Origin of the sequence: Pseudomonas sp. MG-9 (assembly GCF_018729515.1) — a bacterium.
In the GTDB taxonomy this organism is placed as follows: Bacteria; Pseudomonadota; Gammaproteobacteria; order Pseudomonadales; family Pseudomonadaceae; genus Aquipseudomonas; species Aquipseudomonas serboccidentalis.
Map to the genome: position 1 here is coordinate 396636 of NZ_JAHHZH010000002.1, position 14478 is coordinate 411113.

The 14478-nt window shown below is 61.7% G+C and carries 12 protein-coding genes; 5 read left to right on the plus strand and 7 right to left on the minus strand.

Going from position 1 to position 14478, the window contains the following annotated elements; genetic code table 11:
* Window positions 1-183 precede the first annotated feature (183 nt).
* Window positions 184-1563, minus strand: coding sequence for a COG3014 family protein (locus KKQ10_RS06475; RefSeq protein ID WP_215500585.1), 1380 nt, complete (start codon window positions 1561-1563; stop codon window positions 184-186).
* Window positions 1564-1870: 307 nt separating this feature from the next.
* On the opposite strand from KKQ10_RS06475, the gene KKQ10_RS06480 reads away from it, so the two are divergent.
* Together KKQ10_RS06480 and KKQ10_RS06485 are read left to right on the plus strand one after the other, a co-directional pair.
* Window positions 1871-3769 (plus strand): FTR1 family protein, encoded by a 1899-nt coding sequence (locus tag KKQ10_RS06480; RefSeq protein ID WP_215500586.1) that lies wholly within the window; start codon window positions 1871-1873, stop codon window positions 3767-3769.
* Window positions 3770-3879: 110 nt separating this feature from the next.
* On the plus strand, window positions 3880-4335 hold the full coding sequence (locus KKQ10_RS06485) for a YaiI/YqxD family protein (protein WP_127648032.1): 456 nt from the start codon (window positions 3880-3882) through the stop codon (window positions 4333-4335).
* A 117-nt stretch (window positions 4336-4452) separates the two neighbouring features.
* Here the strand turns inward: KKQ10_RS06485 and elbB are convergent, their stop codons facing one another.
* Window positions 4453-5121 (minus strand): isoprenoid biosynthesis glyoxalase ElbB, encoded by a 669-nt coding sequence (gene elbB / locus KKQ10_RS06490; protein ID WP_127648031.1) that lies wholly within the window; start codon window positions 5119-5121, stop codon window positions 4453-4455.
* 114 nt (window positions 5122-5235) lie between these two features.
* Here elbB and KKQ10_RS06495 point away from each other — a divergent pair, with 114 nt between their 5' ends.
* The gene (locus KKQ10_RS06495; protein ID WP_215500587.1) at window positions 5236-6471 is read left to right on the plus strand and encodes a sterol desaturase family protein; all 1236 of its coding nucleotides are present in this window, start codon (window positions 5236-5238) and stop codon (window positions 6469-6471) included.
* Here the strand turns inward: KKQ10_RS06495 and KKQ10_RS06500 are convergent.
* The gene (locus KKQ10_RS06500; RefSeq protein WP_215500588.1) at window positions 6452-7102 is read right to left on the minus strand and encodes a DedA family protein; all 651 of its coding nucleotides are present in this window, start codon (window positions 7100-7102) and stop codon (window positions 6452-6454) included. The genes KKQ10_RS06495 and KKQ10_RS06500 overlap by 20 nt on opposite strands.
* Before the next feature lie 208 nt (window positions 7103-7310).
* Between KKQ10_RS06500 and hemB the strand changes: the two genes are divergently transcribed.
* Together hemB and ppk1 are read left to right on the plus strand one after the other, a co-directional pair.
* Window positions 7311-8324, plus strand: coding sequence for a porphobilinogen synthase (gene hemB, locus KKQ10_RS06505; RefSeq protein ID WP_215500589.1), 1014 nt, complete (start codon window positions 7311-7313; stop codon window positions 8322-8324).
* Between the two features lie 18 nt (window positions 8325-8342).
* Window positions 8343-10568, plus strand: a complete 2226-nt coding sequence (gene ppk1 / locus KKQ10_RS06510; protein WP_127648027.1) for a polyphosphate kinase 1 — start codon at window positions 8343-8345, stop codon at window positions 10566-10568.
* Window positions 10569-10708: 140 nt separating this feature from the next.
* On the opposite strand, the gene ppx is transcribed toward ppk1, so the two are convergent.
* The 4 genes from ppx to KKQ10_RS06530 form a co-directional block, all read right to left on the minus strand.
* Window positions 10709-12211 (minus strand): exopolyphosphatase, encoded by a 1503-nt coding sequence (gene ppx, locus KKQ10_RS06515; RefSeq protein WP_127648026.1) that lies wholly within the window; start codon window positions 12209-12211, stop codon window positions 10709-10711.
* Between the two features lie 207 nt (window positions 12212-12418).
* Window positions 12419-13156 carry an amino acid ABC transporter ATP-binding protein gene (locus KKQ10_RS06520; protein WP_095137640.1) on the minus strand — a complete coding sequence of 246 codons (738 nt, stop codon included), beginning with the start codon at window positions 13154-13156 and terminating at the stop codon, window positions 12419-12421.
* Window positions 13143-13793 carry an amino acid ABC transporter permease gene (locus KKQ10_RS06525; protein ID WP_215500590.1) on the minus strand — a complete coding sequence of 217 codons (651 nt, stop codon included), beginning with the start codon at window positions 13791-13793 and terminating at the stop codon, window positions 13143-13145. Before KKQ10_RS06525 ends, KKQ10_RS06520 begins: the two co-directional genes overlap by 14 nt.
* Window positions 13790-14458: an amino acid ABC transporter permease gene (locus tag KKQ10_RS06530; protein ID WP_127648025.1), complete on the minus strand. Its 669-nt coding sequence runs from the start codon at window positions 14456-14458 to the stop codon at window positions 13790-13792. The genes KKQ10_RS06525 and KKQ10_RS06530 overlap by 4 nt, the downstream gene beginning before the upstream one ends.
* Between the last annotated feature and the right edge of the window lie 20 nt (window positions 14459-14478).

A 14478-nucleotide genomic window follows, 5' to 3' on the forward strand; every position in this document is an offset into this window, starting at 1 on the left:
GATATGACCCATCGGCAGTGGCGCTGGCCTCCTGCCAATTCCTCATAACCAGAGGAGCTTTTATGCCGCATCGCGATAGCGCGGGCGCGGCATTATAAGCGGGCGATGCTGGCCATGTAATAGCTTTTTAATCGCACTTGTTAGTTTGGTGCCACCATTCTAAGCATATCAATCGTCCTGCGTTCATGGCGTTTCAGGCAGGACCAGTGCGGAACCCACGAAATAGTTTTTGCCCATGAACACCCGCAGGTTGAACACTTGGTGATTCTGATCGACGCGTACCGTGAACCCGTCTTCTGCACGAAAATACGGAAAGCGCACGCGGTGCAGGCCTTTTTTCAGGCGCAGACGGGCGACCAGGGTTTTATCCGGCAGTGTGCGCCAGGTTCGTGTGTCAGCCTCTTCGAAAGGATCGTGATCGGTCACCACCAGCGACGCCTTGGACGGATCGCGTTCGTTCTTTTGCGCCTGGCTGATGGCGGCCATGTTGGCGCGGAACATGGCACGGGAGATGATCGCCGGCATGTCATCGCGCAGGGTGCGCATGGCCATGTCCGTGACGCTGTTGATCATCGTCAGCGGGTATTGTTTACCATCGACGAGCACACTCGGAACCGGAGGTGTGAGAGTGTCGGGCACCATCACCGGGAACGAAATCGGGGCGATAATCGTCAGGTTTTCGTTCAGCCGCACCGGGATCGGCACTTGCACCGAACTGCGTGCCGGTGCGAAGCCGACCTGGACCACGATCAGAATCTCGCTTTCATCGCCTGCCGGCCCGGGTTTGTCCAGATTGCGAAGAGCGTTTTCGAGAAACCGCAGGCCCGGGCGCAACTCGATCGCCTGTCGATAGCCGGGTGCCGCGAGCGTACGCTCGCCCAAGGCTTCGTAGGTGAAGCCAGCCAGATAATGACTGAACGCACTCTGGTAGCCATTCTTCAGTGCGATGACTTGCGGAGCGTCGAGGATGGTCACCGGATAGCCCTGCAAATCTTTGTAATGCAGCGTGATCCCTTGGCTTTTGGCTTGCTCTTCAGCTTCTTCGTATTGCCTTTCGCGCTGGCGGGCGATCAGGGTTTCGCGCTCGTGGGTTTTCTTGATGTCGGCGCGGGCCCCGTCGAAATCGCTTTCTGCCAGTTGGTTGAGGGCCATCTCGGTGGTCAGCATGACTTTTTCGTGGTCGTAGCCTTCGTAACGCTGCAGCTTGTCGTTGACCAGCATGGTGCCCATTTCATTGCCGAAACGGGTCAGCAACTTCATGCCTGCGGAGGGCACGGCTTCTTCGCGCTGAAAAATCATCCGGTCAGCACTGCGCCAGGCTTCCTGGCTTTTTGGCAGGTTGGTGCCGGCGCTGAGAATCGCGCCGCGCTCCAGGTAATACAGCAGATCCTTGTCTTCCCAGGGATTGTGCAGCTCCATCAGATAGAGCGCTTCGTTGAGATTGCCCTGCGCCATCTGATCGATGGTCTGCTGCATTTCCTGATCGTAATTGCGGTAGGCGGCGCACCCGCTCAGTTGCACGATGACGCTGAGCAGCAGGCAGAACGGCAGACAATGGCGCATGGAGACGGGTTCTTCCTTGAACGGCAAAAGCACGGAGGTGACGCATTATAAGGGCGCTTTGCTGCTGCCGGGTGGGCAAGGATTGCCCCGCGCTGGCAGTGGGACGGGCCCACGAAAGCCCGGTGGTGTGCTGCGCATCAGCGGGCCATTCGCGCTGAAGGTACGGGTATTTGTCGACTTCATGGCTGAGCACTCCCGCAAGGTGCCGCTGCCATTGCGCTAAAGCGGTTGTACGTCGACAAAGCTTGAGCGAAAGGCGTTGGAAGTGAACAATATGTAACTTCGCATTTCCATTTGAGACTCATTCATGACTGCCTCGTCCCGATTCCTGGCCTGGCTGGTGTTCCCGTTGTTTGCCCTGAGCAGTTTCAACCTGCTGGCCGACACCGTGGAAGGCGCCCCGCAGGCGCTGCACCTGCTCGATTACATCAGCGCCGACTACCCGCCGACGGTCGCGGCGGGCAAGGTCGTCGACGACGGCGAATACCGCGAGCAACTGGAATTCACCCAGGTGCTGCAAGGCCTGATCGCTGGTATGCCGGCCAAGCCGGAGAAGGCGGCGCTGGAGCAGGGCGTCGTGGCTCTGCACGCCGCCATCAGCGCGAAACAGGACGGCGCCGAAGTCGCCCGTCAGGCCCGGCAACTGGGGGCGAAACTGGCGGTGGCGTATGAAGTCAGCCAGGCACCGATCATTACGCCGGATCCGACCCGGGGTGCGCCGCTGTATGCGCAGAACTGCTCGGTATGCCACGGTGAAGCGGGGGCCGGTGACGGTCCGGCGGGGCTCGGCATGGCGCCGGCCCCGGCCAATCTGCGTGATGCCGCACGGATGGACCACCTGAGTCTGTACGCGATCTACAGCACTCTCGGTCAGGGCGTCGAAGGCACCGACATGCCGGCCTTCGCTGATCAACTGGACGACCGTCAGCGCTGGGACCTGGCGACCTACATCGCCGGTTTCAGTGCCGACCCGGCAGCGGCCAAGTCCGACAAGACCTACAACATCGCCGATCTGGCCCGCCAGACCCCGGCCGAAGTGCAGGTTGCCGAAGGCGCGCAAGTCGCCGCAACCTTCCGTGCCCAGCGCGCGCAGCCGCCGCAGGTCAAACGTGGCCCGGCGCAGTTGCTCGATTACACCGCCGCCACGCTGGACAAGAGCCTGGCTGCGTATCGCGACGGTGATCGCGATCAGGCCTATGACCTGTCGGTGGCGGCGTATCTGGAAGGCTTCGAGCTGGTCGAGAGCTCGCTGGATAACGTCGATGCCAGCGTGCGCAAGGACACCGAAAAATCGCTGATGGCCTACCGTCAGTCGTTGCAGGACGGTCTGCCGGTGGCGCAGGCCGAGCAGCGTCTGGACGCGGCCAAGGGCAAATTGAAAGCCTCCGCCGAACTGCTCGGCAGCGATGGCCTGAGCTGGTCGCTGAGTTTCATTTCCGGCCTGCTGATTCTGCTGCGCGAAGGCCTGGAAGCGATTCTGGTGCTGGCGGCGATTCTCGCGTTCCTGCGTAACACTGGCCAGCAGTCTGCGGTGCGCAGCGTCAACATCGGTTGGGGCCTGGCGCTGGTGGCCGGTCTCGGTACCTGGGCGCTGGCGGCGTATGTGATCGACGTCAGTGGCTCGCAGCGTGAACTGCTTGAAGGCGCGACGGCGCTGTTTGCCAGTGTCATGGTGCTGTGGCTCGGCGTGTGGATGCACGACCGACGCCACGCGGCGGCCTGGCAGGATTACATCAAGCAGAGTCTGGTGGGCGGCGGCGGGCGTTTCGGCTTCGCGATCCTGGCGTTCTTCTCGGTGTATCGCGAGCTGTTCGAAGTGATCCTGTTCTACGAAACCCTGTGGCTGCAGGCAGGCCCGGCCGGGCATGACGCGGTGCTGGCCGGTGGCGCCACGGCGCTGGTGCTGCTGGTCGGTCTGGCCTGGGTGATCCTGCGCGGCTCGGCGAAACTGCCGCTGGCGCTGTTCTTCAGCATCAACGCCGGTCTGCTGTGTGCGTTGTCGGTGGTGTTTGCCGGGCATGGCGTGAAGGCGTTGCAGGAAGCCGGGATCTTCGGCACGCGGCCGGTGGCGTTCTTCGACTTCGACTGGCTGGGCATCCATGCCGACGCCTATTCGCTGACGGCGCAGGCGGTGGCGATTCTGGCGATTGTCGTGTTGTACGGGCGCAGCCGGATGGCCGAGAGAAAGCGGGTGACGGCTGCCTGATCGGGTTATCGTTAAAAGATCGCAGCCTTCGGCAGCTCCTACAGGGGGTCGTTATAAACCTGTAGGAGCTGCCGAAGGCTGCGATCTTTTGCTTTTAAGAGGTTATCAAGATGCGTGTATGGATCGATGCCGACGCCTGCCCCCGGGCCGCCAAGGATCTGGTGGTGAAGTTCGCCCTCAAGCGCAGGTTCGAGGTGGTGCTGGTGGCGGGGCAGCCGCAGATCAAGCCGGGGCTGGCGATCGTTAAACTGATCGTGGTGCCCAGCGGCCCGGATGCGGCGGACGATTATCTGGTTGAGCACGCGGTGCCGGGGGAACTGGTGATCTGCAGCGACATCCCGCTGGCCGATCGTCTGGTGAAGAAGGGCGTGGCGGCGCTGGACCCGCGAGGCAAGGAGTTCGACGCGCAGAACATGGGCGAACGGCTGGCGGTGCGCAATCTGTTCACCGACCTGCGCGAGCAGGGCCAGATCAGCGGCGGCCCGGCGCCGTTCGGCGAGCGCGAGAAACAGGCGTTTGCCAATGCGCTGGACCGCATTCTCACCCGGTTGACCCGCAAACCCTGAGACAAACAAAGATCCCTTGTAGGAGTGAGCCTGCTCGCGATAGCGATAGAACATTCAACAAAACTGTTGCCTGTACCGCCGCCATCGCGAGCAGGCTCACTCCTACATTAGAACGCGTCAGGCATCGTTCTCGTGGGTCAATTCCAGAACGCGGTCGACCAGCTTGTTGATCCCGGAAGCCGCCTCACTGATGTTCTGCGCCAGCATGTAAGCCGGGGTGGTCACCAGTTTGCGTGCCTTGTCTTCGATGATGTCGCTCACCGCGCAGTCTTCGTGGGTGGCGCCCATCTTGTTCATGGCGGTCGCGGTGTCGGTGTCGTTGCCGATGGTGCAGGTCACGCCCGGGCCGTAGATCTTCGCCGCCAGCGCCGGCGAGATGCACATCAGGCCCACCGGTTTGCCCGCTTCGGCAAACGCTTCCGCCAAGGCCAGCACTTCAGGCTGCACCGTGCAGCCGGCGCCTTCGACGGCAAAGTTCGAGAGGTTTTTCGCCGCGCCAAAGCCGCCGGGCACGATCAGTGCGTCGAAGTCTTCGACGTCGGCTTCGCGGAGATCCTTGATGTTGCCGCGGGCAATGCGCGCCGACTCCACCAGGACATTGCGCGTTTCGGGCATTTCTTCGCCGGTCAGGTGATTGATCACATGCAATTGCGCGATGTTCGGGGCGAAGCACTGCACCTGCGCGCCGCGTTGATCCAGGCGCAGCAGGGTGATGACGCTCTCGTGGATCTCGGCGCCGTCGTACACGCCGCTGCCGGACAGGATCACTGCAACTTTTTTGCTCATGGTTTTCTCTCCAGATTCATGGCGCTAAATGTCCACTAATTTGTCGTGCGTTGCCATAGGGGGATTGGGCGTCTACACCTAGGATCTGTCCATAGAATCCGACCGGGGCGCGCCATGGACTTCATTCTGTATGCAGTGCCGTTTTTCTTCGTGCTGATCGCCGCCGAACTGCTCGCCGACCGCTGGCGCGGGGTCAGCCACTATCGCCTCGCCGACTCGGTGAACAGCCTCAGCGCCGGGGTGTTGTCGACCACCACCGGGCTGCTGACTAAGGGTGTGGGGCTGCTGACCTATGCGTTTGCCCTGGAGCACCTGGCGCTGCTCAGGCTGCCGGCGGACAGTATTTGGGTCTGGGTGTTGGCCTTTGTGTTCTATGACTTCTGCTATTACTGGCTGCACCGTATGGGCCACGAGCGCAACATCCTCTGGGCCGCGCATTCGGTGCATCACCAGAGCGAGGAATACAACCTCTCCACCGCGTTGCGCCAGACCAGTACCGGGTTTCTGCTGGGCTGGATCTTCTACCTGCCGATGGCGGTGCTCGGGGTGCCGCTGCCAGTGTTCGTCAGCGTCGCGGCGATGAATCTGCTGTATCAGTTCTGGGTCCACACCCGGCACATTCCCAGGCTTGGCTGGTTCGAGTGGTTCTTTGTCACGCCATCCAATCATCGGGCCCACCATGCACAGAACGCTCTCTACATGGATCGCAACTACGGCGGGGTGTTCATTCTTTGGGATCGGCTGTTCGGTACATTCCAGGAAGAGGACGACAACGAACCGGTGATTTTCGGCGTGACCACGCCGCTGGCGAGCTGGAATCCGCTGTGGGCCAATGTGCAGTTCTATGCGCAGTTGTGGAATGACGCGCGCCGCGCCGAAAGCCCGTGGGACAAGTTGCGGATCTGGTTCATGCGCACGGGTTGGCGACCGGTAGACGTGGCGGCGAAGTACCCGCTGAACAAGCCGGATCTGAGCCGCTTTCGCAAGTTCGAGGTGCCGCTCGACAGCCGTCGACAGGGGTACGTGGCGCTGCAGTTCTGCGTCTATATCGCGCTGGGCAGTTACCTGATGGGCGAGGCGCAGCATCTGCCGATCACCGCGCTGCTGCTGGGCTGGGGCGCCGTGGCGTGGGGATTGTTTGTGTTGGGCGTGGCCCTGGAGAATCGCCCGTGGGCGATGAGGGTGGAGCTGCTGCGGCTGGCGTCGAATCTGCCGCTGGTGTGGTTGGCGCCACCGCTCGGGCTATGGCCGGCCAGCCCGTTGGCCTGGGCTGGCCTGCTCGGTTACAGCCTGCTCAGTGGCATCGGGCTGTATGGCTGTCGCCAGCGGGTTACTCGGCTGGCTTCTTAGGTTCGGCGAGGCTGGCTTGTTCTGCTTGAAGCAGATGGGCGGCTTTTGCGGCTTGCTCGTCGGCATACACCTGCCTGGCCAGTCGCGCATTCTTGAACCGGCGACGCATCCACAGGCCGACACCCAGCACCAGCAGCGCGCCGAGCACCCACAGTTCGTACTTCTTGATGCTGCCGAGCATGCCTTCGAGCACCGCACCGAAATGGTAGGCGGCGGCTGCCAGGGCCGTGGCCCAGATCGCCGCACCGATGCCGTTCAGCAGCAGATAACGCCCCGGCGGGTAGCCCGACAGGCCGATCGCCACCGGCATCACCGTGCGCAGGCCATAAACGAAGCGGAAGCTCAGGACCCAGATATCCGGATGCTTGCGGATGTGTTCCAGCGCGCGGTCGCCCATCATCTGCCAGCGCGGTTTGCGCGCCAGCAATTTGCGCCCGTGCTTGCGCCCCAGGAAGTACCACAGCTGATCGCCGGCATAACTGCCGAAGAACGCCACGACCACCACCAGGTTGATATCCATGTATCCACGGAACGCGAGGAAGCCCGCGAGCACCAGGATGGTTTCGCCTTCGAAGAACGTGCCGAGAAACAAGGCAAAGTAGCCGAAGTCATGCAGAAATTGTTGGAGCATTGTCTGGGTGCTGGCGAAATGAACGCGCAGCCTAACCCTTCGGACACATTCAGGAAAGTGTCCAAATGTGTCTCGACGTGAACATTTCCTACAAGGACAATGGATTGCGACGACCTGTCACAGGGGTGCACATAACTGTAATACGACCGTCATAATGGCCGCTTATAACTGTCACGCTCGCCCGTTTGCGCGGGCTCAGGAGTCTGCCGTGAGCTTTACCCCTGCCAACCGTTTGTTCCCCGCCACCCGTTTGCGCCGCAATCGCCGCGATGATTTTTCGCGTCGGCTGGTACGGGAAAATGTGCTGACGGTCGATGACCTGATCCTGCCGGTGTTCGTGCTCGACGGTGAAAACCGTCGCGAAGCCGTGGCCTCGATGCCCGGTGTCGAGCGTCTGACCATCGATCTGCTACTCGAAGAAGCGGCGAAATGGGTCGATCTGGGCATCCCGGCGCTGGCCCTGTTCCCGGTGACTCCGTTAGAACTCAAATCCCTCGATGCCGCCGAAGCGTGGAATCCTGAAGGCATTGCCCAGCGCGCCACCCGTGCGCTGCGCGAGCGTTTTCCGGAGCTTGGCGTGATCACCGATGTCGCGCTTGATCCGTTCACCACCCACGGGCAGGACGGCATTCTCGACGAAGAAGGCTACGTGCAGAACGACATCACCGTCGACGCACTGGTCAAACAGGCGCTGTCCCATGCCGAAGCCGGCGCTCAGGTCGTGGCACCGTCGGACATGATGGACGGTCGCATTCAGGCGATCCGTGAAGCGCTGGAGATTGCTGGTCACGTCAATGTGCGGATCATGGCCTACTCGGCCAAGTACGCCAGCGCCTATTACGGGCCGTTCCGCGATGCGGTGGGGTCGGCGGCGAATCTGGGCAAGGCCAACAAGGCCTCCTATCAGATGGACCCGGCCAACAGCGACGAAGCGCTGCACGAAGTCGGTGCGGACTTGTCTGAAGGCGCGGACATGGTCATGGTCAAACCCGGCATGCCGTACCTGGACATTCTTTTGCGGGTAAAAGATGCCTTCAAAGTGCCGACCTTCGTCTATCAGGTTAGCGGCGAATACGCCATGCACATGGCGGCGATCCAGAATGGCTGGTTGAGCGAGGCGGTGATTCTCGAATCACTGACCGCCTTTAAACGTGCCGGCGCTGATGGCATCCTGACTTACTTTGCTGTCCGTGCCGCTCAATTGTTACGAGAGCAGAAATAGCCCTCCCAGGAACATTCGATGAATACCGAAGGACTCACAGAAGTTGCAGTAAAAGAAGCTCAGCCGGTGGTGGAACAAATCACCGAAACCCCGCCGGAACTGGAGCCTGCGCCACCCGCGCCGGTTGTCGAAGCCGCCGCGGCGGCACCGGTGATCGCGATTCCCGGCCTGGATGACAGCAGTCTGTACATCCACCGCGAGCTCTCGCAACTGCAATTCAACATCCGCGTGCTGGAACAGGCGCTGGACGAGTCCTATCCGTTGCTGGAAAGGCTGAAGTTCTTGCTGATCTTCTCCAGCAACCTCGACGAATTCTTCGAAATCCGCGTCGCCGGCCTGAAGAAACAGATCACCTTCGCCCGGGAACAGGCCGGTGCCGACGGGCTGCAGCCGCATCAGGCGCTGGCGCGGATCAGCGAACTGGTGCACGGTCACGTTGACCGCCAGTACGCGATCCTCAACGACATCCTGTTGCCGGAGCTGGAAAAGCATCAGGTGCGCTTCATCCGTCGCCGTTACTGGACGACCAAACTCAAGACCTGGGTGCGCCGCTATTTCCGCGACGAAATCGCACCGATCATCACCCCGATCGGCCTCGACCCAACGCACCCGTTCCCGTTGCTGGTGAACAAGAGCCTGAACTTCATCGTCGAACTCGAAGGCATCGACGCCTTCGGTCGCGACTCCGGTCTGGCGATCATCCCCGCACCGCGTCTGCTGCCACGGATCATCAAGGTCCCGGAAGAAGTCGGCGGCCCGGGCGACAACTATGTGTTCCTGTCGTCGATGATCCACGCCCACGCCGACGACCTGTTCCAGGGCATGAAGGTCAAGGGCTGCTACCAGTTCCGCCTGACCCGAAACGCCGACCTGTCGCTCGATTCCGAAGACGTCGAAGACCTTGCGCGCGCCCTGCGTGGCGAGCTGTTCTCGCGTCGCTATGGTGATGCGGTGCGTCTGGAAGTCGCCGACACCTGCCCGAAACACCTGTCGGACTACCTGCTCAAGCAGTTCAACCTGAGCGAGAGCGAGCTGTATCAGGTCAACGGCCCGGTCAACCTGACCCGTCTGTTCAGCATCACCGGTCTGGACAGCCATCCGGAGCTGCAATACACGCCGTTCACCCCGCAGATCCCGAAACTGCTGCAGAACAGCGAGAACATTTTCAGCGTCGTCAGCAAGCAGGACATCCTGTTGCTGCACCCGTTCGAGTCGTTCACCCCGGTGGTCGACCTGTTGCGTCAGGCGGCGAAAGACCCGCATGTTCTGGCGGTGCGCCAGACCCTGTACCGCTCCGGCGCCAACTCCGAGATCGTCGATGCGCTGGTGGACGCCGCACGTAACGGCAAGGAAGTGACCGCGGTCATCGAGCTGCGTGCACGCTTCGACGAAGAGTCCAACCTGCAACTGGCCAGCCGCCTGCAAGCGGCCGGTGCGGTGGTGATTTACGGCGTGGTCGGCTTCAAGACTCACGCCAAGATGATGTTGATCCTGCGTCGCGAGGCCGGCGAGATTGTGCGTTACGCACACCTCGGCACCGGTAACTACCACGCCGCCAATGCTCGTCTGTACACCGACTACAGCCTGCTGACCTCCGACGACGCCTTGTGCGAAGACGTCGGCAAACTGTTCAGCCAGTTGATCGGCATGGGTAAAACCCTGCGCATGAAGAAGCTGCTGCATGCGCCATTCACCCTGAAGAAGGGCATGCTCGACATGATTGCCCGGGAAACCCAGTTCGCCCTCGACGGCAAACCGGCGCACATCATCGCCAAGTTCAACTCGCTGACCGATCCGAAGATCATCCGCGCGCTGTACAAGGCCAGCCAGTCTGGCGTGCGCATCGATCTGGTGGTGCGTGGCATGTGCTGCCTGCGTCCGGGGATTGCCGGGGTTTCGCACAACATCCACGTGCGCTCGATCATCGGCCGCTTCCTGGAGCACACCCGGGTGTTCTACTTCCTCAACGGCGGCGAGGAGCAGATGTTCCTTTCCAGCGCCGACTGGATGGAGCGCAACCTCGACAAGCGCGTCGAGACTTGCTTCCCGGTGGAGGGCAAGAAGCTGCTGACCCGCGTCAAGAAAGAGCTGGAGCTGTACCTGACCGACAACACCCACAGCTGGAGCCTGCAGTCGGATGGCCGTTACATCCGCAACACACCAACCGGCAACCAGAACCCGCGCAGCGCGCAGGCGACGTTGCTGGAACGTCTGGGCAGCCCGATTCTGCCGGTGAGCAGCTAAGCCTCAAGCGCAATAAAAAAGGCGATCCCTCGGGATCGCCTTTTTGTATCTGTCATTTACCAACCTGTAGGAGCTGCCGAAGGCTGCGATCTTTTGATCTTTAAAAGATCGCAGCCTGCGGCAGCTCCTACAGGGGACTGTCAGTGCACGGTGAGGACGATACCAACCCGCGTCAGCCACTCGGCCTCAAGACCGAAATCCGCCTGAGTCAGCTGGTTTTCATCCAGCCAGTGCTCCGGGAATTCCACGTCGAGGTTGTTGCCCTTGGCGTGCAGCACCACTTGCGGCATCGCCTGGGTGCCACGGATGTGGTGGAACAGGATCGCGAAGCGCAGCAGCACGCACAGGCGGATCAGTTTGTCGCCGTCGTCACCGAACTCGGCGAACTTGTCCTTGGGGATGTTGCGGCGGTGGCCGCGCACCAGCAGGGCGAGCATCTGCTGGTCTTCGCGGGAGAACCCGGCGAGGTCCGAGTGTTCGATCAGGTAAGCGCCATGCTTGTGGTAGTGGTAGTGCGCGATGTCGAGCCCGACTTCGTGCACTTTCGCCGCCCAGCCCAGCAGTTCGCGCCAGATACCGTCATCCAGTTCCCAGTCGGCCGCGACCTGATCGAAGGCGTGCAGCGCCTTGCGCTCGACCCGCGCCGCTTGTTCCAGGTCGACGTGATAACGCTCCATCAGCGAGGTCAGGGTGCGTTCGCGTACGTCTTCGTGATGATGACGGCCGAGCAGATCATAAAGCACGCCTTCACGCAGCGCGCCTTCGCAGTGATCCATGCGTTGCAGTTCGAGGGCGTCGAAGATTGCTTCGAGAATCGCCAGGCCCGCCGGGAAAATCGCTCGACGGTCAGGCTTGATGCCTTCGAAGTCGATCTTGTCGACGTCACCGAGCTTGAACAGGCGACGCTTGAGCCACGCCAGGCCTTCGGCGTTGACTTCGCCGGTGCCATGCCCGCCGGCCTTCAGCGCCAGGCCGATGGCACGGATGGTGCCCGAGGAGCCGATGGCTTCATCCCAGGTCAGGCGGTGCAGGGCGTGCTCGATGCTCATGATCTCCAGCCGCGCCGCCGTGTAGGCCTGGGCGTAGCGGGCCGGGGTGATCTTGCCGTCCTTGAAATAGCGCTGGGTGAAGCTGACGCAGCCCATTTGCAGGCTTTCGCGCAACAGCGGCTCGAAGCGCTGGCCGATGATGAATTCGGTACTGCCGCCGCCGATGTCGGCCACCAGACGCTTGCCCGGGGTGTCGGCGAGGGTGTGCGAGACGCCCAGGTAGATCAGGCGCGCCTCTTCACGGCCGGAGATGACTTCCACCGGGTGGCCGAGGATTTCTTCGGCGCGGTGGATGAATTCCAGACGATTGCGCGCTTCGCGCAGGGCGTTGGTGCCGACGATCCGCACGGCGCCCAATGGCATGCCGTTGATCAGTTGGGCGAAGCGCTTGAGGCAATCAAGCCCGCGCTGCATGGATTCTTCGTTGAGATGGCGCTCATCATCGATGCCGGCGGCGAGCTGAACCTTCTCTCCGAGGCGTTCCAGAATACGGATTTCACCGTTCTGGGCCTTGGCCACGACCATGTGGAAGCTGTTGGAGCCCAGGTCGATTGCGGCGATCAGGGACAGATTCTTGGCTTTGGATTGCGGCATGGTCAGGGGGTCTCGGTCGATAACCCCGACATCGTGCCACGATCAAACGCTGACGCCAACGCGCACAACTCAAACCCTTGATCCTGTGCATAAAGTCTTGGGACTGCGGCGCGACCATTCGCGAGCAAGCTCGCTCCCACAGGTGAACGCATTCCAATGTGGGAGCGAGCTTGCTCGCGAAGAGGTCACCACTGGCCCAGAGATTTTTCAGGCTGTCGCTTCAACCGTACCAATGAAGTTCGCCAATTCCGCCGTCTGCGGATTGGCAAACAGCACCTTCGGATCGCCCACCTCATGCACCTTGCCGTGGTGCATGAACACCAGTTTGTCGCCGACCTCCCGGGCGAAGCGCATCTCATGGGTGACCATGATCAGCGTCATGCCTTCCTTGGCCAATTGGCGCACCACGGCCAGCACTTCGTTGACCAGTTCCGGGTCCAGCGCCGAGGTGATCTCGTCGCACAGCAACACTTTCGGCGACATCGCCAACGCCCGGGCAATCGCCACGCGTTGCTGCTGGCCGCCGGAGAGGCGATCCGGGAACGCATCGAATTTCTCCCCCAGGCCCACGCGTTCGAGCATCTTGCGCGCCAGTTCGGCAGCCTTGGCCTTCGGCACCTTCTGCACCACTTGCGGGGCGAGCATCACGTTTTCGCCCACCGTCAGGTGCGGGAACAGGTTGAACTGCTGGAACACCATGCCGACTTTCTGCCGCAGACTGCGCAGGTCGGCGCGGGCAGCGTCGAGGTATTCGCCGTCGACTTCGATCACCCCGTCGTTGATCGACTCCAGGCCGTTGAGGGTGCGCAGCAGGGTCGATTTGCCCGAGCCGCTGCGGCCGATGATCGCCACCACCTGGCCTTCTTCGACGCTCAGGTCGATGCCTTTGAGCACGTGGTGATCGCCGTAGTATTTATGCAGGGCGGAAATTCTAAGCAGAGGCATGCAGTCTCCTTTCCAGGTAGTGCGCACTGAGCGACAAGGGGTAGCAAAGCAGGAAGTAGCCGAGGGCGACGAGGCCGTAGACCATGAACGGTTCGAAGGTGGCGTTGGCGAGCATGCCGCCGGTCTTGGTCAGCTCGGTGAAGCCGATGATCGACGTCACGGCGGTGCCTTTGACCACTTGCACCGAGAAGCCCACGGTCGGCGCCACGGCAATCCGCAGCGCTTGTGGCAGGATCACGTAGCGCAGTTGCTCCAGCGGATTCAGCGCCAGGCTTGAAGAGGCTTCCCACTGACCGTGAGGAATCGCTTCGACGCAACCGCGCCAGATCTCCGCCAGATAAGCGCTGGTAAACAGCGTCAGGGCAATCGCCGCCGCCATCCACGGCGAGATTTCGATCCCGGCCAGCGCCACACCGAAGAACACCAGAAACAGCTGCATCAGCAGCGGTGTGCCCTGGAACAGCTCGATCCAGGTGCGGGCGATGTTGCTCGGCAAGGGGTTTTTCGAGATGCGCATGACCAGAATCAGCAGCCCGACGATCCCGCCACCAATGAAGGCCACCAGCGACAGCGCCAGCGTCCATTGCAGGCCGGTGAGCAGGTTGCGCAGGATGTCCCAGAAGGTGAAGTCGCTCATCGGCTGTTCCTCGCGATATAGCGGCGACCGACCCAGTTCAGCAATTGCCGGATCAGCAGCGCCATGCACAGGTAGATCAGCGTGGTCAGCGCATAGGTTTCAAAGGCACGGAAGTTGCGCGACTGAATGAAGTTGGCGGCGAAGCTCAGCTCCTCGGTGGCGATCTGCGAACACACCGCCGACCCGAGCATGACGATGATGATCTGGCTGCTCAGGGCCGGCCAGACCTTGCCCAGCGCCGGCAGCAGCACCACATGGCGGAACGCTTCGAACCGGCTCATCGCCAGCGCGGCCGCCGCTTCCAGTTGTCCGCGCGGGATCGCCTGGATGCCGGCGCGGATGATCTCGGTCGAATACGCCCCCAGGTTGATCACCATCGCCAGCACCGCCGCCTGCCATTCGGAAATCTGCACTCCGAGCGAGGGCAGGCCGAAGAAGATGAAGAACAGTTGCACCAGAAACGGCGTGTTGCGGATCAACTCGACGTAGACGCCGAAGATTGCCGAGAACGGGCGGATGTTCCACGCCCGTACCAGCGCGCCGACGATGCCTACGCCGACCCCGAACAATGCGCCAATGGCCGTCAGTTCCAGGGTGAACAAGGCGCCGCGCAGCAACAGGTCGGTGTTTTGCACCACCGGCATGAAATCGAACTGATAAGCCATCGATTGTCTCCCGCGCGACC

Coding starts and splice junctions, on each gene's coding strand:
- KKQ10_RS06530 (WP_127648025.1), bottom strand. CDS start 14,458: ATGGCTTATCAGTTCGATTTCATGCCGGTGGTGCAAAACACCGACCTG.
- KKQ10_RS06500 (WP_215500588.1), bottom strand. CDS start 7,102: ATGCTCCAACAATTTCTGCATGACTTCGGCTACTTTGCCTTGTTTCTC.
- KKQ10_RS06495 (WP_215500587.1), top strand. CDS start 5,236: ATGGACTTCATTCTGTATGCAGTGCCGTTTTTCTTCGTGCTGATCGCC.
- KKQ10_RS06480 (WP_215500586.1), top strand. CDS start 1,871: ATGACTGCCTCGTCCCGATTCCTGGCCTGGCTGGTGTTCCCGTTGTTT.
- ppk1 (WP_127648027.1), top strand. CDS start 8,343: ATGAATACCGAAGGACTCACAGAAGTTGCAGTAAAAGAAGCTCAGCCG.
- elbB (WP_127648031.1), bottom strand. CDS start 5,121: ATGAGCAAAAAAGTTGCAGTGATCCTGTCCGGCAGCGGCGTGTACGAC.
- KKQ10_RS06485 (WP_127648032.1), top strand. CDS start 3,880: ATGCGTGTATGGATCGATGCCGACGCCTGCCCCCGGGCCGCCAAGGAT.
- KKQ10_RS06520 (WP_095137640.1), bottom strand. CDS start 13,156: ATGCCTCTGCTTAGAATTTCCGCCCTGCATAAATACTACGGCGATCAC.
- KKQ10_RS06475 (WP_215500585.1), bottom strand. CDS start 1,563: ATGCGCCATTGTCTGCCGTTCTGCCTGCTGCTCAGCGTCATCGTGCAA.
- KKQ10_RS06525 (WP_215500590.1), bottom strand. CDS start 13,793: ATGAGCGACTTCACCTTCTGGGACATCCTGCGCAACCTGCTCACCGGC.
- ppx (WP_127648026.1), bottom strand. CDS start 12,211: ATGCCGCAATCCAAAGCCAAGAATCTGTCCCTGATCGCCGCAATCGAC.